Genomic DNA, 26,449 nt, shown 5'->3' on the forward strand with positions numbered 1-26,449 from the left:
TTTTAAATCTTATGCATCATGAAAACAAACATTAAAACATACGTAGTAGCTTCTTTATTTTTAATTGCATGTACTGTTTCGGCTACGGCCCAAACCCGTAAGCGTACTAGCACAAAGGTCACAACGACCAAAACTGTAGTGAAGACCACCCCGAACAGGGTATCGAGCAGAAAAGTGGTCTACAGAACCCCAAAAAAGAAGGTGGTATCGGTAAGAACCGTGCCCAACAGAACGGTTATTAGGCACAAGGGCAATGACTATTACTATTCCAATAATAAATTTTACACCGTATCACGAGGACGATACATTGTGATAGCCCCTAAAATTGGCTTTAGAATAAAAACCCTTCCTTCAGATTACCGAAGGGTACGTTTTAACAACCGGGTGTATTTTTATGTGGGCGGAACCTTCTATACCGAGGTAAACTCAGAGTACGAGGTAGTAGAGCCTGAAGTAGGCACCATAGTATATGAGCTTCCCGATGGTTATGAAAAAGTAAATATAGACGGGCAAACCTATTTTGAGTTCGCCAACATCCTTTATGAAAAAGTACAGGTAAATGGCACGAGAGCCTATGAAGTGGTGGGTATCATAGATATGGAGTAAGCGTAAAAACACCTGTATGCAATAAAAAGGGCGGCTACCGACATAAGGGTAGCGGCCCTTTTTTATGGCCCGGCCGAGCAAAAAGCCTATCGTATCGATTAACGGTCATCACAGGGAATTCACCAGCCCCATTTCCCATAAAATAAAAGGCCCATTTTGCATAAAGCCTTCAAAATAAAGATGTAGTTTCGCGCGGCATAAAATTTTACGATTACGGAGTACAATTATTCCGATAAAAACAGGAGGAAGGATGAGTGAAGCGTTGGAAGGAAGCCCAGAAGTAAGCTTAGAGGAAGTAGAGAAGTGTATTGCCGTGCTAGAACGATTGGTGGCCGACACCGATCAGATATTCGAAATCCCAAAAGAACAAAGAACCACGCTCATAAAGGTGTCGGGGCAATTATCCCGCCCGAGTAGGGAAGAGTTCTCGAGAAGAAAAAAAGACGCCAAAAAAGCGGCCAAGCGAAAGCAAGCGGCCAAAGACAAAAGTGCCCGTAACCAGACCGGTATTCGACACGCCCGTGAGGCCTCGGTGTTTGTGGCCCCAAAATTACTGGCTGCGGCCGACCTAGCGGCAAAGGATACTCCGGAATTGGAATCGCCCCGCGACTGCTACGTCTGTAAGGCCAAATTCACCAAGCTCCACCATTTCTACGATACCATGTGTACCGAATGCGGAGACCTAAACTATGCCAAACGCTTTCAAACGGCCGACGTAAAGGGCCAAGTGGCAGTGATTACAGGTTCACGCCTAAAGATCGGCTACCATATCAGCCTAATGCTCTTACGCGGAGGGGCCACTGTTATTGCTACCACCCGTTTCCCCGTGGATTCGGCTCTACGCTTTTCCAAAGAGGCCGATTTTATGGAGTGGGGCCATCGTCTTAAAATACACGGACTCGACCTAAGGCATATTCCCAGCGTGGAAATTTTCTGCAACTACATTGAGCAGAACTACGAAAAGCTTGATATTCTCATCAACAATGCGGCCCAAACCGTCCGGCGTCCGGCAGGTTTCTATGCCCATCTCATGCTAAATGAAGAAAGGCCCTTTGAGAGCTTACCCAAATTTGCGCAAGATGTGCTGGCCGACCATAGGAGTTGCCTAGGAGAGCTTAACGAACTCACTTCCGCGGCATCCTCCAACAAGAACATGCCCGTTTCATGGCACGGTCCCGAACCCGGCATCGGTTTACGCTCTTCCGCAAGATTGTCGCAGATCCCCTATAGTTTTGACGCGAGCCTAGTCGCCAAGGAGGTCTTCCCCGAAAGTGAACTGGACGCCGATTTACAACAAGTAGACCTGCGTAAGACCAATAGCTGGCGTTTGAAATTGGGAGCCATTGAAACCACTGAAATGGTAGAGGTACAATTGGTAAATTCCGTAGCGCCCTTTGTCTTGTGCAACCGCCTTTCCGAAATCATGAAAAAGGAAAATACCGGGCAAAAACACATTATAAACGTATCGGCCATGGAAGGTAAGTTCCACCGATTTTTTAAGGAATCGCGACACCCCCACACCAATATGGCGAAAGCCGCCCTGAACATGCTTACCCATACGGCTTCGGGTGACCTGGCCAAATTCGGTATTTATATGAATGCGGTAGATACGGGCTGGGTGACCGATGAAGACCCTGCGGAATTGGCCAAAAGAAAGCAGGAAGTCCATGATTTTCAACCCCCATTGGATATTGTTGATGGTGCCGCCAGGGTAGTGGACCCCTTGTTCGACGGTATCAATACCGGAAAGCACTGGTGCGGAAAGTTCCTAAAGGATTACTTCCCGATTTCTTGGTAGTAAAAAGCTTGGCGTTTAGGCCGTGACGGTACGGGAGTGTTCCATAAAGTGATTTTCTAGGCGCTTCAACTGCGGATGGGCTTTTTCGGCATAGATTACAAACTGGCTTTTCTTAATGCTTGCCGCCATGGCGATCAGGCCTGTAGCTTCCTTTTTGTTCGATAGGAATTCGGCATCGTCGACACTAATGATTTTCAATTCGGAAATACTTACGCCATTGGTCAGAAACAGGTTGTGAAGCGTTTTGGGCGTGGTAATCAAAATATCGATACCCAAGTATATTTCGGACTTCTGCACGTCTATATGCAGCTGCTCGTAGCTGGCATACACCCGTAACGAACTGTATTTGGTATATTCTATAAAGGTTTGGTACAGTTCCAGCACCTTCTCTTTGTTCTCAACCATAACCACCGCCCTTGGGGCGTCTCCTATAGCCTCGCATTTTAGCTTTTGCAAGGTGGTCAAGACCAAAGTGGTCGTTTTTCCACTGCCTTGCTTAGCGAAGGCAAAGACATTTATACCACTTTTGATTACGGGAATGCTACTTTTTTGAAAGGACGTTGGCGTTTCAATTTCCAAACGCTCTAAATTCTCAAGCAAGTGGGGATGTAATTTTCTAAAGGGCATACGCTTTATCTACTAAAATTGAGGTTCTTAATCCGATGTGTTCCAAAACGCAAAGATAGGGACAACCATTGGGGAAAGTGAAATATGGGCGACAACTTATTTTAAATTGAAGATCGGCCTTAAAAAAAAACGGAATTACCGTCTTTCAGGAGCATGCCAGAGAACGCCAAGACAACAGCCCCCAAAGCCCAATCGCGTAGCGCCTGTTAAAAACTTATGTAAAAGCCTTATGTAAATCTGTAAGGTAGGTCTTCGTAGAGGTGGTAAATTAGAGGGGTATAAAAAAGAAAGATATAGAATCGCGGGTATTATAGAAAGGATGGCATCAACAACTATATCCCATTGTTGTTAGCCGTAATACCCCCCACTCAACTGTAACATTAAGAACTTGATCAAGTCTTTAGAAAAAGAAAATTGATGACTAAAAAACTGTTTGACATATTACTAATACTATCATTGCTGATTCCAAATTTAGCAACTTCCCAAAGTATTGTTTCAAGTGTAGACAGCCTATACAAAGTAAATAATAATCAACCCGGATTTTCAATAGCTGTGTTTAAGGGGAACGAAATCCTGCTTGAAAAACAATATGGAACGGCTAATCTTGATTATGGTATTCCAATAACAAATGAAACGGTATTTGATATTGGTTCAATTGCAAAACAATTTACGGCAGCAGCAATTTTGTTATTAGAGAATGAAGGGAAATTATCTTTAAAAGAACCCGCTTACAAATATATCGATAAGCTTCCTAGATATAAAAAAGGCGACCCAACTATAGAACAATTGTTAAATCAAACTAGCGGAATACCGGAAGTTGACCCATATTTCTATTTAACAGATTTATCTTTTAACGACTTACTTACACAATCTAGAGTTAGTAATATCATAGTAAATTTAAAAGAGCTCAACTTTAAACCTGGAGATTATTTTGAATATACTAACGCAAACTACATTTTGCTTGCTAATATTATTGAAAAAGTATCAGAAAAACCTTTTGTAGAATATCTACAAGAGCATATTTTTTCACCACTAAAAATGGAAAGTACCATCAAAAAAAATAATACGTACAACATAATAAAAAATAGAGCTATAGGGTATATTGAAGATGAAGGAGCTTACTACAAAATGCATTTGCACTCTGCAATCTACAATGGAGATGGTCAAATTATGACTACATCAAAAGATATGTTTAATTGGCATCAAGGAATTCGTAATTCTACTATCGGCACACCTGAATTGTGGAAGAAAATGCATACTAAAGCAAAGCTAAATGATGGAACCATAATCGACTTTGGGTTAGGAGTTGAATTTGAAACACATAACGGTTATTCCGCTATGGGATTTGACGGTATGATCATGGGAGGGTTCGTTTCGAAATACTTGTACTTTCCAGAATTGGATATTGCGTTTTTTACCACACAAAACACTTTTGAAGAGGACTTTGAAGAACGATTCTTTCAGCTTGTGGATTTATATATTACAAACAAAGAGCAAGATAACACGAATCAAAAGTTAGAGAATGTGATTATTGAACTTCCTAAAGATGAGCTTAAAAAATATGAGGGTTCTTACATCTTTCTTGGTAATGAATATGAAGATATAAGAACTGGAACAATTAAACTAAAAGAAAATATTTTAGTTTTAAAAACAAGAGATGGGGAAGAAATAGGAAAATTAGAGCCTCTTGGCAGTCAAAAGTTTTTGATGGGTGGCAACATTATTGAGTTTGATACTCAAGCAAATAAGAAACAATACAAATTTTATGCAAATGAAAACGAAAAACCTTGGCTATTCAAAGAATTTGAACCTTACGGGCATACAGAATTAGAATTAAAAGAACTTGAAGGTATTTATTTAAATAAAAGTTTACAAGTAGCTAAAGAAGTTAAATTTGAAGATGGTAAGTTGCAATTACATTATGGACGAGGAGCATACAGCGTTGAAATGAAAACATTATCTAAAGACCTATTCAATATTCCAAATTACCCAATACAATTTAAAAGAAATAAAAATGGAGAGATAATTTCGATAAAAATTATGGGATTGGAATTTGAGAAAATATAATTACTATGGCTAACAATAGTAAGCGTTGCACAAATTCCTAATTCCTAAAATATAGCGCGTATAACCGCTTTTTAAAGCGGTTTTGTCTTTTAGACCACTGGCCAACCTATTTTTTTTGGGGTAACTTACATATTGACGAACATTAAAACAAACGATAATGAAAACACCTTTTAAGGTATTGTTTTTACTCTTCTTGACTATTTTTTGTACAAAATCTTTTTCACAGAAAATAGTTGAATACTACGAACCATTAAAAAATGATAGCATAAGGGTTGGAATAGGAGAAAATGACTTTTTGCCTTTTATTCAAAAAGGTTATACCCTAATGCTTCCTGAAAATAAGCAAATAAAAGGTGTGCTCATTTTCCTCGAAGATTCAAAGTATGACAATAAGAACAGGAGCTCAAAGCAGATGTATACTCAAGCATCGGAAAAAGGCTTTGCGGTATTATCTGTTTCAACCGAAATTCCTCTTGATTTTTACTTTTCTAAATCATCTATGATTTCTACGCATAAGCTAATTCAAGAAATCTTTACTACCCAAAATTTACCAAATGACAACATTTTCTTTTTAGGAACTAGTTTAGTAGGGCATCGAGCAATGCGGTATATTAAATTTATGAAAGAGAGTGATTTCGAATTTCAACTCAATATAAATGGTATTGTCATTTGCAATTTTACGATGGATTTTACAAGAAAATGGTATCAACATAAACGAGATATAAGAATTAACCGAATTGACCTTTGGGAACCAAAATTTATAAACTATCTATTGGAAACGAACTTGGGAGGAACACCAAAAACAAATCCCGAAAATTATTACAACTTCTCATCGTATAGTTATTTTGATGAAAAGAATGAAAATGTTAAGATTTATAAAGACTATAATATTCGAGCCTATATTGAACCCGCAATAAAATATAAGCTGACAAAACAACTAAGAACGTTATACGAGAATAATGCGACAGACATGGTTGGATTTTTAGCTGAATTGGAACTGGATGGAAATAAAAACACAGAATTAATTGTTTTACAACCCGAAGACAATCCATCAGAAAAAAAGAATACTCAATCAACTTGGGATGCCATAAATAAAGATGAACTTATGGATTGGATCCAAAAGCAGACGAAAAAATAACTACGCAGAAAAAGGGTTACAATTAAATGATAGAAAATATTATACATAACAATGAAAATTTAAACGTTTCATTGAACAAGAAAAAAATAGAGGTGAGCGGATATTTTTCAGATGGATCTAGGGCATTTTTGCTGAATTACGGCATTTTTGAAGAAACCAGTATTAAAATTTATGATTTTAAGGTATTTAGAAAAAGGGAAGGCTTAGGAACAAATGTTCTAACTGAATTTGAATTATGTTCAAAGAAAAACGGTTTTAAAAAAATATTTGGTGAGCTAACTAACAACCCCGATTATTCTCCACCAGAAGTCTTAATTGGGTTTTATAGTAAAATGGGGTTTGATGTAAGACCAAAGAAACGAGGAATGCAATATGCTGAAATATCAAAAAACATTTAGTTTGAAGATAATGATGATATAAATACGTCACTCAAATTAATTGTATTACAAAAGTAAATAACCGTTTACAGATACTTGGGCTTGTTTTCGCAAATGGACTTCCTACTTATACAGAGAACAAACGGAAACGAAAAAATATGTGCTTACCCATGCTTCATCGAAAGTTCACTACTTTTAATTCCCGCACTAACCATAGACAAACGCATCAGGTTTTTCCGTCTTCGCTCGGGTTTTTTCCGATTGAAACCTAAATTTGTATAAAAGCTGCGCTACAAATCGGGGAATGAACAGTTTAAAAGACATGCGATTTTTTCGTCCAATATTGTATCATTTTTGGCGTTTTATATATTCAATGAATTTCTTTGGTCACCTGTGAATAAATTGTTCGTTGACGGAGGAAAAAAAAGGGAAGCCCCAAATTAGGAATAGCGGCCCATGAATAATTTATGCCAGAATGTCAAGACCGATAGAAAAATTAGAGAACTTATTAAGTAAGCCGCATAGAATAGTTGTTGTCTGTGTACTTTTTTCCGTTTTTTTATTTTTGCTATCCGCATGTTTTATTAAGGTGGCCAATTTTGCCTATGGCCTTACACTTTCCCTGGTAATGCCAATAATTATATCTTACCCCATATCCTTAGTGGTTATAGGTTATACCAAGAAGATCAAAAAACAGAAGCAGGAACTCGCTGAATTAGACATCATTAACAAAAAGCTGTTTACGTTAATATCACATGATATTAGGAGTCCTATGGCCACCTTAAAGGGTTTGGTCGACTCTATGGCGTTCAATGACTTCGATAGGGAAACGGAAAAAGAGTATTTGGGGCGCCTGTCAAAACACATTGCGACCCTTGATCTATTTTTAACCGATTTATTACAATGGTCTCAAGACCAAATTCAAGGCAAACCCGCAAAATCTTCCTTGTTCAAGTGCAAGGAAACCATTGTCCAAATCGGGGGGTTGTTCGAAGCGATGCTACTCGAAAAACAAATAGATTTTACCCTGGGCGATTTGAACGGCACCATATATGCCGACCCGCGGAACTATGCTTTTGTGGTTCGAAATGTTTTGCACAATGCCATTAAGTTCACCCCGAAAAAGGGTAGCATAAATGTTTGCCTAAAAACGGAAGGCCATGAGGTACATACCATAATCAAAGATTCTGGAGTGGGACTTTCCAAAGTAGAAATAGATACCATATTCGAAGGTGAAAAGCTCTTTACCCAATTGGGTACATCAGAAGAAAAAGGAACCGGGTTCGGGCTAAAGGCTTCTATAGATTACCTAAAGAAAAACAAGGGCAGGTTAAGTATAGAGAGTACGCCGGGGAAAGGGACGAGCGTTTCTATAATACTGCCGAATTCGCCTCTTCCGGCGTAATTGTCTACAAAATCCCTTTTATGCCCAATTTATAAAATAGGCTGTAATTCAAACCTTCGGCATTCTTATTAAAATAGAATTTACCCTTATCGGTGGCCTATCCGTCCAATTCCCAAATTTTACAGAACAGACACAAAACCTTACCGATTATACAATTGTATGACCACCAAATAGCCTTCCAAGATACATTTGTATTGATGGTTTGGGCCAGCTTAATTGTTTCCGCTTGATACCATCCCATTCCCTCCAATTTCCCCCCTGACCATATAGTCTAACAAAAGTACTCCCGCTTTGTTGATTTTATTCATCTTAAAAAATTATAGATCATGGCATGTAGAAGCGTATCAACATGGATTACCGAAAAGATTTTAACCCCAGTTTCCCGATTCATTACCGAAGCCAAGGAAGTATGCGAAAACATAGGGCAATGGGTAGAGGAGCAGGTGAACCAACCCATTGAAGAATGGGTGAGCCAAGAAGAGCGCAAATGTAAAAGACAAAAGTGCAAATGGTGGTGTGCTTGCTGTAACAAGTGGTTTTGTTGGATTGTGGTCGTCGTAGTCAAGGTCGTTACTTGGGTCGTGGTGACCGTTACAAAATGGGTGGTCACCTTGGTATGCCAAATAGTGACCCATGTGATAGGGATCGTGATCGAACTCGTCCTTAAAATAATTCATAGATTGGTGACCTTTCTGGTTTGTCTTTTTACCGATCCGCTTCAGGCCTTCAAAACCTTGTGGGACCTTTGGAACGATATTGTCGACACCATTGAAGATATCATTGATTTTATCGGGGTATTGTTACAGGACCTAAAAGGCATGCTTTCCGACATCGGTAGATTGTTGGAAGGACTAGGACGAACATTCTGTATATTCGGGAAGGTGCTGTGCTCCATATTTACCGCTATTTTCGGTTTTTTCAGCGGCATATTCGCTTGGCTCGAGGATATTGTCGATATTCTTGCCGACACCTTGGAAGGACTCAAAGATTTAATCGTTGGCCTGTTAACCTTTAATTGGTGTAAGATACAAGGGGGACTTGGTATTTTAAACATTTTCAGGTTGATTCCTTCGGTCACCCGCTTACTCGGCCAGGTGTTCTACGTAGGCCCCAAGGGACTCGTAGAAAAGGCCAAGATCGAAAATATAATCGAAACGGCCCTTGAAGAAGTTTTTTCAGATGACCCTGAAAGATTGGAACGCTCTAAAAGAAAAGCGCGTCTTGGGGGGGACCCTATCGGAGTTCCACTTACAATAGATCCCCGTCGTCTGGCCATCAGAAGCTCCGATTTTCTAAAACGCCTACATGATGAAGGTATTTTAAATTTACACGCCTTGGCAGGAAGGGTCTCTAACTGTAGCGGTAAGTTTATTTATTCGGCTTTTGATGGAGAGGTCGTATATACGGGCACATCTACCAAAGTAAGCCAGAGCGATCTCGACGACTTTATAAGTCTTGGGCCCAATTCGGTACCTTCCTTTACCGCTTATCCCATTAAGAAAGCTACGTTTAAAAGATATCTCGACCTAGCGAGAAGAAAAGGCTTTCAAATCGGCCTGAACTTTACATGGCCTTCGATTAAAGATTTGGTCGTAAGCTCCTTGCAACACGTTCCATTACAATCCGATACCGCCGATGATACGGCCCAACGCGAGTTATTTGCCTTAATGGGAAGACCTGTCGAAAATGAAGATTTGAGCACCGTTCCCACCGTAGCCGTCTTCGGGTATCGAGATCTTAGCCTAAACGGGTTAACCTCATGGTACAGGCCCGAACTGGCAGAATTTAGTCCGTCAGGCGTTACTTTTAGAACCCGTTTTCCCGAAGTAGCCTTAAGGTTCGTTCCCATTCATGAAATAGGTCACTATTACGGGTTAAACCATGAAGATCATGACAACCCGGCCTTAATCATGTGGACACCCAAAGAAGGCGGAGGAATTGTCAAGGCCATACCGGAATATCTGCTCTTATCGGGAGAGGCCAATTTCACCCTTGACGATGCCGAGGCTACATGGAACTACATTACCACCACCCAACAGGCAAGAGACAGCATACTGCCATAACCTTGAGAAAATGATCTATATCGTAAAAGACTTAGCGAGTTTGGAAGAACTGAAAAGCAATCCCAATTTAAAGCAGGTCTACAGAAAAATACAATTGGACGAAAACCTGCCGCTTTCAACTCGGTATTCCAAGCAACTGAACAAGTACTACTACGCCTGTGGTTGCCAAGAAGGCTCAATGGCGGTATTTGCCTGTATGGTAGGCATGGCCACCGCTTACTTTGTTACGGACGGACAGTTTTTCGATACCTGGTGGAAGGGAATCGCCGTATTGGTCATTGCGGCCCTTTTAGGAAAAACCGCTGGTATCGTCTACGCCAAATTAAAGCTGAACGAAACCCTTAGGGCCCTTAAGAAGGCCTTGGCCACCACCTGAGCGTATAGCTTGCCATGCCGCTACGAATACAAAATCAAGAAAACCTACAGTCCGCTGGAAGCCCCTAAAAAGGTAGCGCCTATAATGGCGAATATCCGTTTGTTGCTTTTAAAATGGATGCCTTCCTTTTTGCCGATCCTGGAGTACAGCAATACCGAAAATATAATCAGAAAGAATCCGATCCATTGCCATCCATAGGCTTTTCCTTTCCTGCTAAGACATTTTAGGTAGTCTCATACACATATTCAAAATCAATATTGAAACATCACTCATAAAACTCCGCCACCTCATCTAAAGATTTCCGTTCAATATCCGGAACATAGGTAGGCGACTTTGGATAGCCCACCGGCAGTAATAAAAAGGCACGCTCATTACTTGGTCGGTTCAATAACCTCGCTAAGAAATTCATAGGGCTAGGGGTATGGGTCAAAGTAACCAATCCCGCATTATGTATAGCGGTAATCAGCATGCCACAGGCAATGCCCACCGATTCGTTCACATAGTAGTTGTTGAGTTTTTCGCCATTGGCGCCAAGGTCGTGTACCTTTTTAAAAACCACGATCAACCAAGGGGCCACTTCCAAAAAAGGCTTGTGCATATCGGTACCCAAGGGTTCCAGGTCTTTTTTCCAACGCTCACTCATTCGACTCTCATAGCTTTCCTTTTCTTCCGCCTCGGCCGCTGCCCGTATCTTTGTTTTTAGCTCGGGGTTCGATACCGCACAAAACGTCCACGGTTGCTTATGCGCTCCCGATGGCGCCGTAGCGGCCGTTTTGATCAAGGTTTCTATAACTTCCTTGGGTACAGGGGTATCGGCATATTCCCTGATCGACCTTCTCTGCTTCAGATAGGTATAGAAAGCCTGGCTCTGTTTTATCAGTTCTTCTTGTGATAGGGCATTTTCTTGATATAGAACATGCGTATGGCCGTTAACGGAAATATGGGGTTTAGGCGACATGGTTTGAAGGCTTTTTTTTGAACTGGGTTTTGCCTGCAAAGTTATTGGTTTTTTTAGAAGGCTTTCGTATTTATTTCCATTAGGGACTTTCTTGAAACCAAAAAATCCCTCAAACATCGTTCAAGGGATTCAATTCGATAAAGGCCTTGTACCTTGGTTAATTCAATAGTTTACCTTGCTTGGCGGGAGTACCATATGCTTGTTGGAATTTTTTGGCATCCACCTTAAGTTCCTGCATTAGAACTTCGCTATCCATACCTTGCCGTAAAGTACGGTCGCCATAGTCGGTATAGCTCTTTCCGTTTATGGAATAGACCGTGGTATTCAGGTTGGGTACATAAACCACCTTTAGATTTTCAAAATTATTCTCCCTTAATTCGGCGGGCAACTGGTTCAAATCGTTCTCATATTGATGGTTGATCAGATCCGTTACCTGATATTTACCTTCCTTATTTGATATCGATATGGTCGTTACTACCGTATTATTTAACATTAAGGGAACGATTTTTTTATGTTCCGGTTGTAATACGCTCGCTATACCGTTTTGCTTATACTCCAACAATTGGTCAAAATTTACTTCGTGGAATGCCAAGGGCCTGGCGGCCCGGGCATTTTTTACAGCTTCTGGGTCTATTCCGAAATCGAATTGCTCGCCCGTTTGCTTCAGCGCTTCCACCAAATCGGATTTTCCCTTTTCAACCGTCTGTTCAAGATTATCATTACTTTGGGCTACAGCTTGGACCATAAAAAAGAGCAGTGCCATACCTATAATCGTTCTTAAAGTTTTCATTCTTTCTAGGTTTTATGTTTTTAAATTTTACTGATACCGTACCAAGTTCTCCAATGTGTGGCCGTACCTGTAGGATTGACATATTCTTCATAAGTGATCATTCGTTCTGTCCCGTTACAGGGTGACCAAGGATCGTTGAGTACTACATAATTGGTGCCAGCTATACTCACATAGCCCCGCACGGCCACTACATGGCCCACTACATCCGGTGTTCCATAGGCATAACCAAGAACATCTTTGTTGCAATAGATGCTTTTTTTCAGTTTATCCCAACTCAAAGCGGTGGTGTCTTCACTGTACTTTACTCCCGCAAAGGTAAGTTCAAGCCACCCCGGCCTGTTACAATCGTTTGTTTTAGGGCAACTTTCGCCCGTATTTTCAAAATCACAACAATTGGTCATACTAAACCTATGATTCGCCAAATCACATTGGCTCACGATTTTTCCTTCGTTTTGCGCAATCATCTGCGTTACCGCGGCCCAACACCAATTTCTGGTCTCTTGTGGCCTTAAAGTGTTGTTTACACTTCCGATTGTGGCACTAGGGGTGCAACAACTCTGATACATGACCATTAAAAGTACCCCACCAATTAGTTTGAATACATACTTTATTCATAATACGTGTTTTATAAGGTTAAAAAATAATTACCGAGGGAAAGATGAGTGTTAAAAATATACTGAAATACAACACATTAAGTTCAATAATGTGTAAGATATAAGAAAAATTATACAACTAAACATCTTGAATGTATAAATCACATAAAGAGGCCGCACATACGCTCAAATTCATTTCAGCGCCCCATGCCCCTTACAATAAACCTTTTATACAGTGTGATTTACCATTAACACATATCTAGGTCCGTTTAAAAGAATTAATTTTTACATTAAGTATAAGTTTTGAACAATGGCCCAGGTTCATCCCCGTACCGCCGCTCCCTATGGGTTATATCTAAAAATCACTTAAAACAAGATATCATGGCAAAAACGGAATTTCACAAAATGGATTATTCAGGAGACTATCTAGAGGTAGGAGCCACGCACAACTGGTGGCTTACGCATAGCGACTATACCCGAGTAAATCTAACTAGTGTACAGGTTAACGTAACCGCACATCCTTGGGTCTTTTTACCGCATTATTACAGTCTTATACCTTCGGAACTATCGGTTGAAAACGTACGTTCAAGGGTAACCGAAAACGGCTTGGTAATGTATTTCAGGGTAAAAAATACAGGACCAAACCCCGTAGCATATTATGGAGTAGGCATAAGTTTTATAGACGAATAAATACAATATCATGGAAAAAAGAAAAAACAGAATCACCGTTCACGCTACCGAAAATGGAAAGATAAAGGCAACTATCATTCAACCTGAGGGGAAAATGAGAGCCCAATTAGTATCATCTGCCGGTACCTATGCGGTAGAAATTACGGATCATAAGTTTCACGGCACGGTAAAACCGGAAATCTTTATGGAATTCAATAAAAACTTTAAAGTAGAATGGAAGCAAAATAGTGGCAAACTAACCGGTATTGATACTTCCGAAAAAGGTAAATAAACTTTCTCTTGTAAAACTACAACCGATTCATTTTTAGATACTTAATTGTAATAATACACCATCTATAACAACCATTGGCTTCCTGAAATATCAGGGAGCTTTTTTTAGGCCCTCGACCGAAGCGCCCCTTAATAGTTCACAGAAAGACCTTCCTGTAACACTCCACAATTCCCTCTATACCATCCCCTTAACTTCACGAACAACATTCGGTTATGCTTTGCGTTATCTTAATGTTTCCCCTAGTTGGAGGCTCTTTTTTAAGTCCAATTCATTAAAATCGCAAAAAAGATGAAGACCATATGTTTTTTTTGGGTGCTTCTGGCCGCCTCTCTATTTCCTAGCTATGGACAAAGCCTAGAAGAACTACCCTTATTCGACATCTCACAATTGACCTATGAGGGTGCCTTTCGCATAAAGGCCAGTACCAACGGCGTATCGGACCTCAACTATTCCCAAGGGCCCATTGCCTACAATTACGAGAACCATTCCCTTTTTATCGTCGGTCATGCCCACCAACAGGCCGTAGCGGAATACGCCATTCCGGAAATCGTAAAAAGCGAATCGCTTTCGGAGCTGAACATGGTAGAGCAACCTATTCAGGTTTTTAGCCCGGTACTATCGAAGGCCTCGGAAGGGAATCCCGAAAAAATAGATAGGGTAGGAGGCCTTTATTACGTAAACCAGGGCGGCCAGGCCAAACTGATTGTCAATGCCTATGAATATTACGACGCCCCTGCCGACAATACCTTAAGTACCTTGATCGTAAACGATGCCAATGCCTTGGAAACCTCATCGGTCAGCGGGTATTACCGCTTTGAAGGCAGTCCTCCGGCACATAGCTCGGGCTGGATATCGCCGATTCCGGAAGACTACCAAGAAGCTTTGGGCGGTGACCATATTACCGGTCACTCGAGCGGTATTCCGATCATATCAAGGGCCAGTGTGGGGCCCTCCGCCTTTGCCTTCGATATAACCGATGCCCTGAGCACCAGCAGTACGATAAAGACTACGACCTTATTGGATTTCAGTCTAACGAATCCCTTGCACAGCGACCTCAGCAACGAATCGAAGACCAATGATATATGGACGCATCTGTCTAGGGCCACCTATGGCTTTATCATACCCGGTACCCGAACCTATTTGACCATTGGCAGCAGTGGGGGATACGAAAGTGGTGTTTGCTATAAATGTGTACAGGACAACGGCAACCTTTGCGGCGGATATTGTACCCCACAGGCCAAGGACAATTACCAATATTACTGGCTGTGGGACATGAACGATTTGATTGCCATAAAAAACGGCACCTTAAAACCCTACGAGGCCCAACCTTACGACCACGGGTTTTTCAATACCCCGTTTCAGGCCAATGGCTCGAAAAAAATCGGTGGGGGTGCCTTTGACCCCAGTACCGGAAACCTCTATCTATCCGTTCAGAGCGGAGACACCGAACAAGGGACCTATGCCAGGCCACCCGTTATCGTCGTCTACAACACCAATGGTGAGGTATTGACCGAAAACCGGCCCATTGACACGGTCGAAATTTCAATGTACCCCAACCCGACCAAAGGAATACTCTATATAGAGGGACTCGGTTCAAAATCGATCATACAGATAAACGATATGGGCGGAAAACTGATACAAAGCCTTACTACCGACAAGGGCAGGTACGAACTCGATATGGGCCAACTCTCCTCTGGCGTCTACGTGGTATCCGTACGTGACCTGGCCAGCCGAAAGGTCGTTACCGAACAGATCATCAAGGTAGATTAAAATCCTTCGCCATAACCATCCCAACTATCGTAAAATAGAAAAGCAGAAGGCCGATAAGACCTTCTGCTTCTTTTTTGGGACGCCTATAATAGTATATGGGACGACTTATTCTCTTTTCAATTTCCTTCTAAAGCTATATAGGGTTTCAGAGATGGTAAACCAACAGAAATAGAATATCCCACCCGAGAAAATTATATCGCCGATCATTCGTAACCACTTCAAGGTCTGCACGGTCGGTGAGTACAACAATTCCGAATCGCGGGCAAAGGAATACCCTTCGGTTATGGAGGTGTAGGCCTGAATGATTCCTATGGGAAGTAGGCTAAAAAGCACCATGGCCACCAATCCAATATTGAGGAGCCAGAAGGCGCGGGTCAGTTTTTTGCTTTCCCAGGCCCGATCGGAATAGAACCGCAGGCAGATCAAGATGAATCCCATCCCCAACATACCGTATACGCCGAACAAGGCGGTATGGGCGTGTACGGCCGTCGTATTCAGCCCTTGGATATAGTACAGGGCGATCGGTGGGTTGATAAGGAAGCCGAAAACACCGGCCCCGATAAAGTTCCAAAAGGCCACGGCAATAAAAAAGAATATGGGCCATTTGTATCTTTGCATCCAAGACCTGCTTTTTAGAATGTTCCAGTTTTCCCGTATTTCGAAGCCCATAAGGGTCAGGGGAACCACCTCAAGCGCACTAAAGGTCGCCCCCAAGGCAATGGCCTGAATAGGCGTACCCGAATAATAGAGGTGATGTAGGGTTCCGATAATCCCTCCCGCCAAAAAAATGGAAGCCGAGGCTACGGACACCCGACCTGCCGTTTTTGCCGAGATGATTTTCATTTTAGAAAAGATAAAGGCGATAACCACCGTAGCAAAGACCTCAAAGAAGCCTTCTACCCAAAGGTGGACCAGCCACCATCTCCAGTAGTTGATTACCGGTAGACTACTGTTCTCCCCATACATAAGTCCGGAGAAAAAGAACATACCTATGGCCATAACCGAGAGCAAGAGAATGATCAACAAATGTTTTGAGGCATCGTTCCTACGGATGGCATATACAATATGCCTACTTACCATAATGACCCAAAGCACCAGTCCTATCCCCAAGAATATTTGCCAAAAGCGGCCAAGGTCCATGTATTCGTAGCCTTGGTGGCCAAAAAAGAAATTCGTGGTCAGATCCAGGAATTGGTGTACGCCGAGCCATTCGCCCAGCATGGATCCCAAAACAATGACAAGCAAGGCGATGAACAGAAAATTGATACCGAATACTTGGTACTTCATTTCCTTGCCCGAGATCATCGGTGCCAAAAACAATCCTGTCGCCAGCCAAGTAGCCGCAATCCAGAATACCGCCAACTGGGTATGCCAGGTACGGGTAATCGAATAGGGCAGGTAATTGGCCAGGTCAAAACCGAAGAAGGCCTGCCCTTCTACCGTATAATGTACGGTTAAGATACCCAGAACCACCTGTAGGGCGATCAAGAGCGACACCACGATAAAGTACTTGAGTACCGCCTTTTGCGAGGGAAACATTCTCATTCCCGTCAAGGGGTCACTGTCGGGCTTGGTTATGATTTCCCCTTTTTCATGGTTTCTTAAATAGTAGTAAGTAAGAATACCGATGAACAGGAGCAATAGTACAATAGATAGGCCCGACCAGACCAGGGAGCCCTTGGTAATAAGGTTGTCGATCAAGGGTTCGTGCGGCCAGTTGGAGGTATAAGTATAATCCTTTCCCGGTCGGTTGGTAGTCGCCGCCCAAGAGGTCCAGAACAAAAAGGCGTTCAACTGCTCCAATTTTACCGGATCGGTCAAGGCCCCTTTCGGAATGGCATACTCTTCCTTTCCTTCGGAGAAAATAGAGGTATAATGCTCCACATTGGCCTTAATGGCCGCCCATCGCTCCTTCGATATGGTCAGGGTTTTGTTGGTCTCATCAAAGGTGTTGGTCTTGATATCTTTGATCAGACGGGCTTTTATGGCCGCCTTGTTCTCGACATCCAAACTGTTATAGGGGCGGTTAAAATCGGCTTCGGACCAGTATTCCAATAAAAATACGGCCTCTTTGTGTATCCAATCGGCCGTCCAATCGGGGGCGACATAACTACCGTGTCCCCAAATGGATCCAACTTCCATACCGCCAATGGACTCCCAAACATTTTGTCCGGTTTGAATATCCTCCTTTGTATATACGGTTTCCCCCGTATCTTTCACCCGTACCAGCTCAGGTATGGGAGGTTGTTTTTGATAGACTTCCGTTCCTACCCATATAAGCACTATAAACGAGAGTATTACCACACTGGCAAATGCAATCCAAACTTTTTTCATCTTCTAAATTTTATTGGGAAACTTGGTTAACACGTTCTACGGAATCAAGGACTGAAATGGACAAGCGTACGATACAATCTGAAATACAATCCAGATCATGGGGTACGTTGGCTTCCAATGCGATTATATCGCCCCGTTTAAGGAGTTGTTTCTCGCCATTAATACCAAAGTCGACTTCCCCTTCAAACAGTTCTATAACTATGGGGTAGGGGGCCTTGTGCTCCTTCATAAATTGTCCCTTCTTCATAAGGATCCTGAGTTCCTTGGTATTGGGGGTTTTAAACAAGACCGTCACTGTAGGACTTGGGTGGTCTTGATAGCTTATGTTTTCGATTAAAGATGCTTTATTCATGGTTCTATATATTGATAGGTGATAAGCCTAGCGTCCTAAGCCTTTCGATGTTTATATTCTTAAGCTGTTCAATTCATAATTAGTGATTTGCATTGCTATACCGATGCTTACATAAAGGAAGTCTACTTCCTTTTGGTTTAATAAATATAAAAAGGTCTTTTTATCCGATTTAAGATTGTTATGCGTCATAAATTCATTTTAGAACCGTACTCTCGTAAGATGTACCTCATCACAGCTTATAAAAAGTGCGAAGACCACATCTAGCTAATACGGAAGCAATATCCTTCTAATTATCGGGGCGAAATTAAACCTAAAATTAATAACGGACAAATTAATCCGATTTATATTTTAACTATAACTTGAAGATAAGGTTTTGGTTAGAATCAAAATGGCTTCAACCTACATAATGGAGATTTTCTTTCTATAGAAGCAACGTTTCAACTCCTTGTGAATCTCAGAAATAGCGGCAAGTATTTAAATTTTCTTTAAAAATATTCATATACAAATACTTATTTGTAAGTTTATCCCTATTTAAATATTCGTTTTTTACTACAAATAAATTTATTACTAAATCCCATTTCAAAACCAGCACAATAATTTTAAAATACAATTTGGGATAGCCCCATATTTATTCATCACTTAAATTAATACCTACTATGTTTAAATTTTATCTGTATCCTGTTCTATTCCTGGTGTCGACCATTTTCTGCCACGGGCAGGAAATAGGCCTAGCCACAAAGGAAGATCAGGCCCTTAAAAGTTCAGCTGCTTCATCCACATTTTTTGAAGACATCAAAACAAAAGATATTGTTTCCGACAACAGTATCAAATGGATTCAATTTGGACCCGGTATGAGCGGTAATAATAAATCAGCCTTTTGGCACCCTACCGATCCCAATGTATTATTTATTGGTCCGAATATGGGTAATTCATATAGATCTACCGATAAAGGTCTTACCTATGAAACCATAATGGACGAAGACGGTCCTGGTCACAAGACGGGTATGCGAGGTCCTTTAGATGCTACCTCCTTTGATTTTTCACGTCAATCACCCAATCGTGGTTTTTGCACGGACAAGAAAAACCTAGGAATCTTTCAAACTTGGGACAAAGGAAAAACCTGGACCAAACAAAAGTCATCATTAAGTACTTTCGGAAGATCATATCTTTCATCTGTTGCGGTAAACCCCAAAGACGATGCTATTTGGTACGTTGGGGGTGGTCGAATGCGGGATATGGGTCGGATCAGTTTTACCAAAGCCCGACCACACGGTATCTTAGTAGATGCAAATAGCCAAGGGAAAATTTGGAAAAGCACCGATAGGGGAGCTACTTGGACGCTCAAAAATTCGGGTTTGAACCCTAAGGCAGAAATTGAATCCATCGTAGTTGACCCAGTAAATACGAATATTGTTTACGCAACTACCAATTACGGTTTTTATAAAAGTACAAACGGAGGTAATACTTGGGTTCAAAAAACAAATGGCCTTGACCATGATGTTTTCCGATCTTTTGATATCCACCACAACAAATCGAATAACGAAGTAACATTGTACGCTTTAGTAAATGTTACTTGGAAAGTATCTGATTCTGGTAAATCGATAGTAGATTCTAAAGGCGGTGTTTTTAAAAGTACCGATAGGGGGGAGAGCTGGAAAAATATTGACGGCAATTTAGCTATCAATATGAAAATATTGGGTTCCGATTCACAAGTAAAAAAGCAATTCTATCATAATGTAGGTCATTATTTTGGAATTACGGACAGTGAGGCCGCTTCCAAATACCCAGATTTACCAACAAGTATAACCATTCGGTTTAATCAAATTGAGGTAGACCCCAACAATCCCGATAATATCTTTTTGGCCAATGAGTATTCCAACTTTTCTGAAATAAATTTTAAACCAGGGTCTATCTATAGCACCTCCAATGGCGGACAAAATTGGAATGTAATTTTCAGGAATGGTAAAAACTGGAATTCAGGCCCCCACGTAAATTATTGGACCGGACGAGGAAACACTATGGGCACCAATGTTAATTTCAAGTATTTGAAACGTTGGGAAAACCGCGACACCTACGACCGGAAAGGGTGCAATTTCATCAAGTTCAATGCCAATGGTACGATTTTGCACACCCAACTCGCCAAGATATCCTTAATGTCTTATGACAAGGGAAAAACTTGGGTCGATATTGACGATGAAGAAGTAGGCTTGAATTCTAACACTTTTGTCGGTGCGGGAAACAGTAATGTTCCGGGACACGGATTCTACCAACATCCACTGATTTCCAATAAGGTCTTTTGTGCCGGCGGAGAGAACGGCTTATGGATTACAAGCGATGGAGGCGCTACGATTAGACCTGGTGCCCAAGCAGCTAAGTACAAAAACTTATTGCCCCCTAATGAAGTTTCTTTAAGCAGCTATGCCATACACCCTACCAATACCAACATTCATTATGCCCTTTTCTTCAGGCAACACGGTGGGGGTAAAATCTATAGGTCGACCAATAACGGTGCTACTTTTGTAGAGTGGGGCACACCTATTCCCAAACCTTGGCCCCCTGCCAAAGGAGACCAATCTGTACATCAACTAAGCTTACTGTTCGACCCCAACGACCCTGACACTATGTATTTTTGCGTACCGCGCTCATCCACAAAATTAGAATGGGTCGGCGATAGCGTGACGGGTTGGGGAGTTCATAAGTCTACCGATAAAGGAAAAACATGGTCTAAGGTGAACAATGGGCTTCCGGCGAGTTTAGATGTATCTAGACTGGCGTTCGATCCTAATTCATCCAATACCTTGTATGCTACGGTAGTTGGTAACAACGGAGGGCTTTACAAGACCGTAAACAATGGAAGGTCTTGGTCTAAAGTGGCTTCTACCAGTAGTATTTCAGGTACAAGCGGAATAAACGATATTCATTTTGACAAAGATGGAAAAGTATACATAACCGCCGGTTTTATTAATTCTCCTGCCAATGAAGGAGGGTTATGGGTAAGTAATAACAATATGAGGACTTGGACCAAAAAATTTGATTATCCTTGGGTAAATCGGGTGGAGGTCGCCAAATATAACACTGATGTAATTTTACTCTCTACTTTGGCTAATTCAAAAGTAGACTTTAGAAATGCAGGAACCTACCTATCTAAAGATGGCGGTAATACGTGGATAAAAATAAACAAAGGGAATGGACAATCGGACCGGGTTAACGATATAGCTATAGACTATACCATTCCAGGAAAGTATTACGCATCTACCCGAGGTAGTGGTTGGTATGTAGCAACAGACCCACAGCCCAACTCCGCTAAAAAATCGGACGTTTCCAGCTTTCAGATAGAAGAAAGTAAAGAAAATATCATTTCCGTATACCCCAACCCCGTTAAAGAGACTTTGTCTTTTAAAAATCTCTCGGATGACAACCATAACTTGACCATATACACCATAGATGGACAATTGATAATGAATACCATCTATAAAAATACACCGTTAGATGTATCGCATTTAAAATCGGAAGCCGTGTACTTTTACACCATACAAGATGGTGGTCAACGTTACTCCGGTAGGTTTATAAAAAAATAGAACTTTCATGCATGATTAAGAGGTCCGCCGTATATTTCATTTTATACAGCGGACTCTTTTTATTTCAAATAGATAGATGAAAGTCTTACTAATATCCGTATTAATTCCTTTGCCCTCACCTATGCCAACATGCCGGTATTCGAGGGAAAAATGAAACTCTTCAAGAAGTCAGATATCAAACAATTAGACCAAGTCTGCTTCAATGCCCCCGATTTTGCGTTCGGTCTGACCTATCTATTTCAGAACGAAGGTTACTTTGGCAATACCTCTCTTTATAAAAAATATCAAATACAAATCAACCCCCTAAGAAATGAAATCGTATCGAGTTTTACCTTGGAGCGGTCAGGGGAGGGAGGCACCTCCTTAGAACTCTCGCCCATTAGTATCGGGGTCACAAAAAAACGACAGCGCAAGAGCGTACATACCATAACCCTAACCTTTAGCCCAAAAGCCAAATAGGGACGGGACCAAGACTTACTTCAAAAAACACAATTTGCGTAATGGTATTCTTACTAAGTTTTAGTACTTTTAAATTCCCCAAGATTTTTAATTTTCCCCTTTGATTTTCGTGTAGCCGATGTATTGAAATTCCTCGAACCAGGTATTTCAAGCGAAGCATTTTTATTCGGCAGCGGAATCAAATCGAAGCAACATAAACCGACCGTTCATGAATATTTATGAATTTCTTGAAAAGGCCATTGCCAACGGGACCATTGCCAAGGATGCCTTGGACAAAAATAGGCTGGAGCTGACCAAGACCTTGTTCGACAAGGCCGATGCCAAACTAAACGCGGCCATCTTAGACCAAAACTTAAAGCTTAAGGACAAGATAAAAAACGGAACCATTGATCCCAATGTCATCTCCCTGGGGCGTATTACGGAAACCTTTAACAACAAGATCGAATCCCGGCCCGTAATAGACTTGGTGCAACAAGGCGGGGGTATGTACGGTATTGCCTTACTCGGCTATACCTATATCATGGAAAAAATCGGAATACGCTTTTACAGTCATGGCGGTACCAGTGCCGGGGCGATCAATGCCTCCTTTCTGGCGGCCATCCCCAATAGCATCTACGAATGTCATTCCATTTTCTCCGAACCCGGTGTACCTAGACAGGCTACGAAATCGGAGTTGCTTACCCATGTCATTACCCATACCGACTTCAGTAGCTTTATGGGGACCCAAGGTATCATTGGCCGTATTCAACGCAGTCTGTTCAAAAGGTTTAAATCGAAAGTCCTTCGCTTCTCCCTATTGGCCACATTGTTGCTCTTCTTGGTGATTTGTTTCGGGGCATTTGGAATCATCTATAGTACCAGCAACGGCTTAAGTGGTCTTGAAATCCGGTATTTTGATTTTATCATCGGTACCTTGAACATTTTTGCCCTGATGCTTTTGATCTATATACTGTTCGTAAAAGTATTGGGCCCTTCCTTCGGTATAAATTCCGGGGATGAGTTCTACCGATGGGCCGATACCCTCTTTGCCCTAGTGGGGATCCGAAACACCGAAGATTTCGACACCCGTTTGAGCGAAACCAAGATCAGCCCTTCAGAACCCACCGACCTGGCCCGTTTGGTACTGATTTCATCGAATCTCACCCATAATAGGATCGTAAAATTTCCGGAGCGCGCCGTTGATTATTGGGGGAATTCCCAAAAGGTAAAGCCCGCGGCCTATTTGAGGGCCACCATGTCCATTCCCTTTATCTATAAGACCTTTGTTCCTGAAAGGAAGCACTACGACCAACCCGACGACGACGACCAGATTCTTCTCAAGGCCCGCTTTGTTGATGGGGGCATGCTATCAAATTTTCCTATTCGGGAGTTTCACAAGACCAATGGAAATCCACCCAGGTTTCCCACGTTCGGTGTTTTGCTCAGCGATATCGGACTCAACCATAGAACGCAAATTGCCAATATCGACAAGAACAAATTGCCCAATTCTACCCTCTTGCAATATTTGACGTCCTTTTTTAAGACCTTTAGGAATTTCTACGATTACGAATTCATCTTTAGTAACGACGAAATCAAACAAAGGGTGGTTACGGTCGATACGGAGAAATTTAACTGGCTCAATTTCTGGATGGACGACCCGACGAAAACCGAACTGTTTTTAGCAGGCGTCGATGCCGCCATAGCGCAAATCGATAAATTTCAATGGCACGAGTATGCCCCGAAGCGAACCCCGGAAAAAAAGAAAACCCAAAATCCATCCACATGAAAAGGAAATTAAATCTGTATAGTGGACTTTGGGCCATTTCCCTCCTTGCCGTGGCCATGGTTCTTCTTGTCTTCTACTTTGATAGCACCTATTATATACCGAACCCGTTGAACATACAGTTCAGTGCCAATATGGAAACCTTTACCCACCTTATCGGGGAAAATAGCACGGTACTCCGTCGCCATACGCTGTTGGATTTTTTCTTTATCCTGCTCTATTCCTTCCTCTTTTTGTTTTCCGTGAAGATTTTCGAGCTTTCCCTAGAGGCCGAGTTCAAATGGTACTACTATGCCTTGTGCCTTGTTCCCGGCCTAGCCGATATGTTGGAAAATTTCCTGCTTTTGAATATGCTGGACGACCACATGACCACCCCGAAGTTCTGCACCTATTATTGGGCAGTACGACTTAAATGGAGCGTGATAATCGCCTTTATCTTAATGTCCTTGACCATTCTGCTCTACTACGGTCTATTGTTATGGGGAAGGACCTATAATTTTTTGACCCTCTTTTTTAAAAAGAAAGGGCCTTGAGTAGGCTGTATCTACAAAAAAAGACCGTCCTAAAGCTTTAGGCGGTCTTTTTTTGCATTGTATATAGAGGCTTATTCTTCCTCGCTCGATAGCACATCGGCCATTTCCAGTTCCTCGTCCATTTCATTGGATGCAGGTACGGAATTTTTCAACTGGGTAAATTTCTCTAATCGGTCCATTTCATCCTCTTCCCCCGAGAAATATGGGAATACGTCCATAATAGGGGATTCTGAGATAGCGGGAATGGTGTAATCGCCCATAGTATCCTTCATTACCGTAACGGTATTGTCATAGGCTTCCTTTACATCGTTGGCCTGTACCAAGAGATACATATTGGTTTTGCGCTCCTTACCGCTTTCCTCGTCAAAGGCTACCAAAGATACCTTGGACTTAAACCAACGGTCAGAATTTTCGAAAGGGTGTATTTCGGCATAATTGGCCACCTTGATATTCGTGATCTTGATTTCTTCGCTATCGCTCAAATAGGCCGACATTTCTTCGGTTATCCTACTTTCGGCTTCGGTATACGAAATGGCATCCACTAAAAACGGTTCCGTTTTTATCTTTAACATGCCTGAAGCTTCATCTATTTTTTTGTATTTAATCTTGCATTCGTACCAGGTTGCACTCATATCTTTTTGTTTTAAAGAGGCCAAATATAGGGTTTAGCATCGGCCCGAAAAGTCAAAAAATCGAATAGATATCCACAATTTTACATCCGGTTTTGTATGTTTCGGAGCGTGAGATGGTTAAGGATTTTTAAGCGGGAAGCAACTCCTTTTCTGACCACTTTGCTTTGCCCGAAAAACAAAAAGTCCCGCTAAAATAGTGGTATTTCAACGGGACCCTTGTATTCTAATGACGTGAAATCAAGATAGGGCAAGGCTATTCCTTTTTCCCACCGCCTTTAAATTTATAGGTGATTCCAAAATTAAGTCCGAATGAAGAATACGGTACTTTTTGCGACAACTCTTTTGAAGTATCGGTATTGGTGTTCGATAGATTATCTACGTAGGTCGTTTTACGGCTATAGTCCTCGGGCAAGTTATCTAAGGTATACAATCCTTCTACGGCTACGGTACCATCGGGAAGGACAATGTTCGTATTGAATTCCGCAATTTCAGAATCTTTTCGTTTTAAGCTTATTCCATAGAACTCGGCCTCTGCAAAAATGCTAAAATGGGAGCTTAAGTTAAACTTATAACCAAGGGCACCGACAAAGCCTAAAGGAAATTTTCCATGAAAATCCTCTTTATAGTTGGTCTCAGAATAAGAACCTTCCGGCACACCTAGGGCACTGGCTTCCTCTTCATTAAAAACCGATTTTTGATACACCACACCTTCCGTCTTTCCCCCTAATTTCAACAAAGCCCCGAAACGCCCGTAAACGTTATTGGTGAATTTGTATACTACCGACGCCGAGGCACCAAAGGCACGGGCCCTGGCAACCGCATCCACTTGCAAATTGGGTAAATTGACAACGGAAATGTCTTGATCGCTTCCTTGCAAGTACCCAATACCGAGATCCACACCAAAGGAATCGTCAAAGAAGTAAGTCCCCCTTATCTGAACGTTGGCACCTTCACCATAACTTCCATAAGAGTTTTCCGTTTCCGACAAGCTCACCCTTTCCCCCAGTTTCATTGTGGCACTCCCGATGGCATACCCGGAACTTAAGGAAACTTCCATCTGTCCGAAAGATAAGGCGCTAGTTAAAACAGCTGTACATACTGTGATCAAATGTTTCATACGAAATGATTTAAGTTTTTAAAATAGAATTACAAAACCCCGACTTACAGAAGCTATATTTTGGAATCTCTCTTTACCGCTTATGGGAATTTCACTTCCCGACACGGTAAAACATTCCATAGTCATGCAGAGTACAAATCAAACTGTACTACA

Annotated in this window: 24 protein-coding genes and 1 pseudogene; 15 read left to right on the forward strand and 10 right to left on the reverse strand. The window is 41.7% G+C overall.

Annotation, left to right across the window (positions count from 1 at the left end):
• Positions 1 to 18 precede the first annotated feature (18 nt).
• On the forward strand, positions 19 to 606 hold the full coding sequence (locus B4Q04_RS09315; RefSeq protein ID WP_013995612.1) for a DUF6515 family protein: 588 nt from the start codon (positions 19 to 21) through the stop codon (positions 604 to 606).
• 250 nt (positions 607 to 856) lie between these two features.
• Positions 857 to 2,404, forward strand: a complete 1,548-nt coding sequence (locus B4Q04_RS09320; protein WP_013995613.1) for an SDR family oxidoreductase — start codon at positions 857 to 859, stop codon at positions 2,402 to 2,404.
• A 15-nt stretch (positions 2,405 to 2,419) separates the two neighbouring features.
• Here B4Q04_RS09320 and B4Q04_RS09325 read toward each other — a convergent pair whose 3' ends face one another.
• The gene (locus tag B4Q04_RS09325; protein ID WP_088696637.1) at positions 2,420 to 3,031 is read right to left on the reverse strand and encodes a DEAD/DEAH box helicase; all 612 of its coding nucleotides are present in this window, start codon (positions 3,029 to 3,031) and stop codon (positions 2,420 to 2,422) included.
• A 417-nt stretch (positions 3,032 to 3,448) separates the two neighbouring features.
• Between B4Q04_RS09325 and B4Q04_RS09330 the strand changes: the two genes are divergently transcribed.
• The 6 genes from B4Q04_RS09330 to B4Q04_RS09355 all read left to right on the forward strand — a co-directional run bounded on the left by B4Q04_RS09330 (position 3,449) and on the right by B4Q04_RS09355 (position 10,457).
• The gene (locus B4Q04_RS09330; RefSeq protein ID WP_088696638.1) at positions 3,449 to 5,098 is read left to right on the forward strand and encodes a serine hydrolase domain-containing protein; all 1,650 of its coding nucleotides are present in this window, start codon (positions 3,449 to 3,451) and stop codon (positions 5,096 to 5,098) included.
• Between the two features lie 157 nt (positions 5,099 to 5,255).
• Entirely contained in the window at positions 5,256 to 6,236 is a 981-nt protein-coding gene (locus B4Q04_RS09335; protein ID WP_013995616.1) for a hypothetical protein, read from the forward strand.
• Between the two features lie 26 nt (positions 6,237 to 6,262).
• Positions 6,263 to 6,634, forward strand: a complete 372-nt coding sequence (locus B4Q04_RS09340; protein ID WP_013995617.1) for a hypothetical protein — start codon at positions 6,263 to 6,265, stop codon at positions 6,632 to 6,634.
• 607 nt (positions 6,635 to 7,241) lie between these two features.
• On the forward strand, positions 7,242 to 8,018 hold the full coding sequence (locus B4Q04_RS09345; protein WP_161496059.1) for a sensor histidine kinase: 777 nt from the start codon (positions 7,242 to 7,244) through the stop codon (positions 8,016 to 8,018).
• A gap of 326 nt (positions 8,019 to 8,344) precedes the next feature.
• On the forward strand, positions 8,345 to 10,081 hold the full coding sequence (locus tag B4Q04_RS09350) for a hypothetical protein (protein ID WP_088696640.1): 1,737 nt from the start codon (positions 8,345 to 8,347) through the stop codon (positions 10,079 to 10,081).
• A gap of 10 nt (positions 10,082 to 10,091) precedes the next feature.
• A complete protein-coding gene (locus B4Q04_RS09355) occupies positions 10,092 to 10,457 on the forward strand; it encodes a hypothetical protein (RefSeq protein ID WP_013995621.1) in 366 nt (121 codons plus the stop codon).
• A 47-nt stretch (positions 10,458 to 10,504) separates the two neighbouring features.
• Here B4Q04_RS09355 and B4Q04_RS22925 read toward each other — a convergent pair.
• The 4 genes and pseudogenes from B4Q04_RS22925 to B4Q04_RS09370 all read right to left on the reverse strand — a co-directional run.
• A pseudogene (locus B4Q04_RS22925) lies at positions 10,505 to 10,648 on the reverse strand (permease); the annotation flags it as partial.
• A 74-nt stretch (positions 10,649 to 10,722) separates the two neighbouring features.
• Positions 10,723 to 11,415, reverse strand: a complete 693-nt coding sequence (locus B4Q04_RS09360; protein WP_088696803.1) for a nitroreductase family protein — start codon at positions 11,413 to 11,415, stop codon at positions 10,723 to 10,725.
• 157 nt (positions 11,416 to 11,572) lie between these two features.
• Positions 11,573 to 12,205 carry a hypothetical protein gene (locus B4Q04_RS09365; RefSeq protein WP_088696641.1) on the reverse strand — a complete coding sequence of 211 codons (633 nt, stop codon included), beginning with the start codon at positions 12,203 to 12,205 and terminating at the stop codon, positions 11,573 to 11,575.
• Between the two features lie 20 nt (positions 12,206 to 12,225).
• Positions 12,226 to 12,771 carry a C39 family peptidase gene (locus B4Q04_RS09370; RefSeq protein WP_088696642.1) on the reverse strand — a complete coding sequence of 182 codons (546 nt, stop codon included), beginning with the start codon at positions 12,769 to 12,771 and terminating at the stop codon, positions 12,226 to 12,228.
• Between the two features lie 408 nt (positions 12,772 to 13,179).
• On the opposite strand from B4Q04_RS09370, the gene B4Q04_RS09375 reads away from it, so the two are divergent.
• The 3 genes from B4Q04_RS09375 (at position 13,180) to B4Q04_RS09385 (ending at position 15,529) form a co-directional block, all read left to right on the forward strand.
• The gene (locus B4Q04_RS09375; protein ID WP_013995631.1) at positions 13,180 to 13,488 is read left to right on the forward strand and encodes a hypothetical protein; all 309 of its coding nucleotides are present in this window, start codon (positions 13,180 to 13,182) and stop codon (positions 13,486 to 13,488) included.
• 10 nt (positions 13,489 to 13,498) lie between these two features.
• Positions 13,499 to 13,759, forward strand: a complete 261-nt coding sequence (locus B4Q04_RS09380; protein ID WP_088696643.1) for a hypothetical protein — start codon at positions 13,499 to 13,501, stop codon at positions 13,757 to 13,759.
• Positions 13,760 to 14,047: 288 nt separating this feature from the next.
• A complete protein-coding gene (locus B4Q04_RS09385) occupies positions 14,048 to 15,529 on the forward strand; it encodes a T9SS type A sorting domain-containing protein (protein ID WP_088696644.1) in 1,482 nt (493 codons plus the stop codon).
• Between the two features lie 105 nt (positions 15,530 to 15,634).
• Here B4Q04_RS09385 and B4Q04_RS09390 read toward each other — a convergent pair whose 3' ends face one another.
• Genes B4Q04_RS09390 through B4Q04_RS22700 form a run of 3 tightly spaced genes read right to left on the reverse strand, consistent with a single transcriptional unit; the run spans position 15,635 to position 18,404 of the window.
• The gene (locus B4Q04_RS09390) at positions 15,635 to 17,863 is read right to left on the reverse strand and encodes a nitric-oxide reductase large subunit (protein ID WP_088696645.1); all 2,229 of its coding nucleotides are present in this window, start codon (positions 17,861 to 17,863) and stop codon (positions 15,635 to 15,637) included.
• Between the two features lie 10 nt (positions 17,864 to 17,873).
• Positions 17,874 to 18,215 (reverse strand): cupin domain-containing protein, encoded by a 342-nt coding sequence (locus tag B4Q04_RS09395; RefSeq protein ID WP_088696646.1) that lies wholly within the window; start codon positions 18,213 to 18,215, stop codon positions 17,874 to 17,876.
• 51 nt (positions 18,216 to 18,266) lie between these two features.
• Positions 18,267 to 18,404 (reverse strand): hypothetical protein, encoded by a 138-nt coding sequence (locus B4Q04_RS22700; RefSeq protein ID WP_161496060.1) that lies wholly within the window; start codon positions 18,402 to 18,404, stop codon positions 18,267 to 18,269.
• A gap of 467 nt (positions 18,405 to 18,871) precedes the next feature.
• Here B4Q04_RS22700 and B4Q04_RS09400 point away from each other — a divergent pair, with 467 nt between their 5' ends.
• From B4Q04_RS09400 to B4Q04_RS09415, 4 genes are all read left to right on the forward strand, one after another.
• Positions 18,872 to 21,793 carry a VPS10 domain-containing protein gene (locus tag B4Q04_RS09400; protein ID WP_088696647.1) on the forward strand — a complete coding sequence of 974 codons (2,922 nt, stop codon included), beginning with the start codon at positions 18,872 to 18,874 and terminating at the stop codon, positions 21,791 to 21,793.
• Between the two features lie 129 nt (positions 21,794 to 21,922).
• Positions 21,923 to 22,252, forward strand: coding sequence for a trypco2 family protein (locus B4Q04_RS09405; protein WP_088696648.1), 330 nt, complete (start codon positions 21,923 to 21,925; stop codon positions 22,250 to 22,252).
• 208 nt (positions 22,253 to 22,460) lie between these two features.
• Complete coding sequence (locus B4Q04_RS09410) at positions 22,461 to 24,017, forward strand: patatin-like phospholipase family protein (RefSeq protein WP_088696649.1); 1,557 nt, start codon at positions 22,461 to 22,463, stop codon at positions 24,015 to 24,017.
• Positions 24,014 to 24,547: a hypothetical protein gene (locus tag B4Q04_RS09415; protein ID WP_123772352.1), complete on the forward strand. Its 534-nt coding sequence runs from the start codon at positions 24,014 to 24,016 to the stop codon at positions 24,545 to 24,547. Before B4Q04_RS09410 ends, B4Q04_RS09415 begins: the two co-directional genes overlap by 4 nt.
• Before the next feature lie 71 nt (positions 24,548 to 24,618).
• On the opposite strand, the gene B4Q04_RS09420 is transcribed toward B4Q04_RS09415, so the two are convergent.
• Entirely contained in the window at positions 24,619 to 25,179 is a 561-nt protein-coding gene (locus tag B4Q04_RS09420; RefSeq protein WP_013995641.1) for a DUF4494 domain-containing protein, read from the reverse strand.
• Between the two features lie 253 nt (positions 25,180 to 25,432).
• Positions 25,433 to 26,296 (reverse strand): outer membrane beta-barrel protein, encoded by an 864-nt coding sequence (locus tag B4Q04_RS09425; RefSeq protein WP_013995642.1) that lies wholly within the window; start codon positions 26,294 to 26,296, stop codon positions 25,433 to 25,435.
• Positions 26,297 to 26,449 lie beyond the last annotated feature (153 nt).

It is taken from the genome of Zobellia sp. OII3, from assembly GCF_002211465.1.
GTDB classification, from domain to species: Bacteria; Bacteroidota; Bacteroidia; order Flavobacteriales; family Flavobacteriaceae; genus Zobellia; species Zobellia galactanivorans.

What these genes read in the sequence shown, in the direction of transcription:
- B4Q04_RS09370 (WP_088696642.1), bottom strand. Translation starts at nt 12,771, where the DNA reads ATGTATCAGAGTTGTTGCACCCCTAGTGCCACAATCGGAAGTGTAAAC.
- B4Q04_RS09360 (WP_088696803.1), bottom strand. Translation starts at nt 11,415, where the DNA reads ATGTCGCCTAAACCCCATATTTCCGTTAACGGCCATACGCATGTTCTA.
- B4Q04_RS09420 (WP_013995641.1), bottom strand. Translation starts at nt 25,179, where the DNA reads ATGAGTGCAACCTGGTACGAATGCAAGATTAAATACAAAAAAATAGAT.
- B4Q04_RS09355 (WP_013995621.1), top strand. Translation starts at nt 10,092, where the DNA reads ATGATCTATATCGTAAAAGACTTAGCGAGTTTGGAAGAACTGAAAAGC.
- B4Q04_RS09340 (WP_013995617.1), top strand. Translation starts at nt 6,263, where the DNA reads ATGATAGAAAATATTATACATAACAATGAAAATTTAAACGTTTCATTG.
- B4Q04_RS09320 (WP_013995613.1), top strand. Translation starts at nt 857, where the DNA reads ATGAGTGAAGCGTTGGAAGGAAGCCCAGAAGTAAGCTTAGAGGAAGTA.
- B4Q04_RS09385 (WP_088696644.1), top strand. Translation starts at nt 14,048, where the DNA reads ATGAAGACCATATGTTTTTTTTGGGTGCTTCTGGCCGCCTCTCTATTT.
- B4Q04_RS09395 (WP_088696646.1), bottom strand. Translation starts at nt 18,215, where the DNA reads ATGAATAAAGCATCTTTAATCGAAAACATAAGCTATCAAGACCACCCA.
- B4Q04_RS09405 (WP_088696648.1), top strand. Translation starts at nt 21,923, where the DNA reads ATGCCGGTATTCGAGGGAAAAATGAAACTCTTCAAGAAGTCAGATATC.
- B4Q04_RS09350 (WP_088696640.1), top strand. Translation starts at nt 8,345, where the DNA reads ATGGCATGTAGAAGCGTATCAACATGGATTACCGAAAAGATTTTAACC.
- B4Q04_RS09335 (WP_013995616.1), top strand. Translation starts at nt 5,256, where the DNA reads ATGAAAACACCTTTTAAGGTATTGTTTTTACTCTTCTTGACTATTTTT.
- B4Q04_RS09380 (WP_088696643.1), top strand. Translation starts at nt 13,499, where the DNA reads ATGGAAAAAAGAAAAAACAGAATCACCGTTCACGCTACCGAAAATGGA.
- B4Q04_RS09390 (WP_088696645.1), bottom strand. Translation starts at nt 17,863, where the DNA reads ATGAAAAAAGTTTGGATTGCATTTGCCAGTGTGGTAATACTCTCGTTT.
- B4Q04_RS09400 (WP_088696647.1), top strand. Translation starts at nt 18,872, where the DNA reads ATGTTTAAATTTTATCTGTATCCTGTTCTATTCCTGGTGTCGACCATT.
- B4Q04_RS09325 (WP_088696637.1), bottom strand. Translation starts at nt 3,031, where the DNA reads ATGCCCTTTAGAAAATTACATCCCCACTTGCTTGAGAATTTAGAGCGT.
- B4Q04_RS09410 (WP_088696649.1), top strand. Translation starts at nt 22,461, where the DNA reads ATGAATATTTATGAATTTCTTGAAAAGGCCATTGCCAACGGGACCATT.
- B4Q04_RS09330 (WP_088696638.1), top strand. Translation starts at nt 3,449, where the DNA reads ATGACTAAAAAACTGTTTGACATATTACTAATACTATCATTGCTGATT.
- B4Q04_RS09375 (WP_013995631.1), top strand. Translation starts at nt 13,180, where the DNA reads ATGGCAAAAACGGAATTTCACAAAATGGATTATTCAGGAGACTATCTA.
- B4Q04_RS22700 (WP_161496060.1), bottom strand. Translation starts at nt 18,404, where the DNA reads ATGACGCATAACAATCTTAAATCGGATAAAAAGACCTTTTTATATTTA.
- B4Q04_RS09415 (WP_123772352.1), top strand. Translation starts at nt 24,014, where the DNA reads ATGAAAAGGAAATTAAATCTGTATAGTGGACTTTGGGCCATTTCCCTC.
- B4Q04_RS09425 (WP_013995642.1), bottom strand. Translation starts at nt 26,296, where the DNA reads ATGAAACATTTGATCACAGTATGTACAGCTGTTTTAACTAGCGCCTTA.
- B4Q04_RS09315 (WP_013995612.1), top strand. Translation starts at nt 19, where the DNA reads ATGAAAACAAACATTAAAACATACGTAGTAGCTTCTTTATTTTTAATT.
- B4Q04_RS09365 (WP_088696641.1), bottom strand. Translation starts at nt 12,205, where the DNA reads ATGAAAACTTTAAGAACGATTATAGGTATGGCACTGCTCTTTTTTATG.
- B4Q04_RS09345 (WP_161496059.1), top strand. Translation starts at nt 7,242, where the DNA reads ATGCCAATAATTATATCTTACCCCATATCCTTAGTGGTTATAGGTTAT.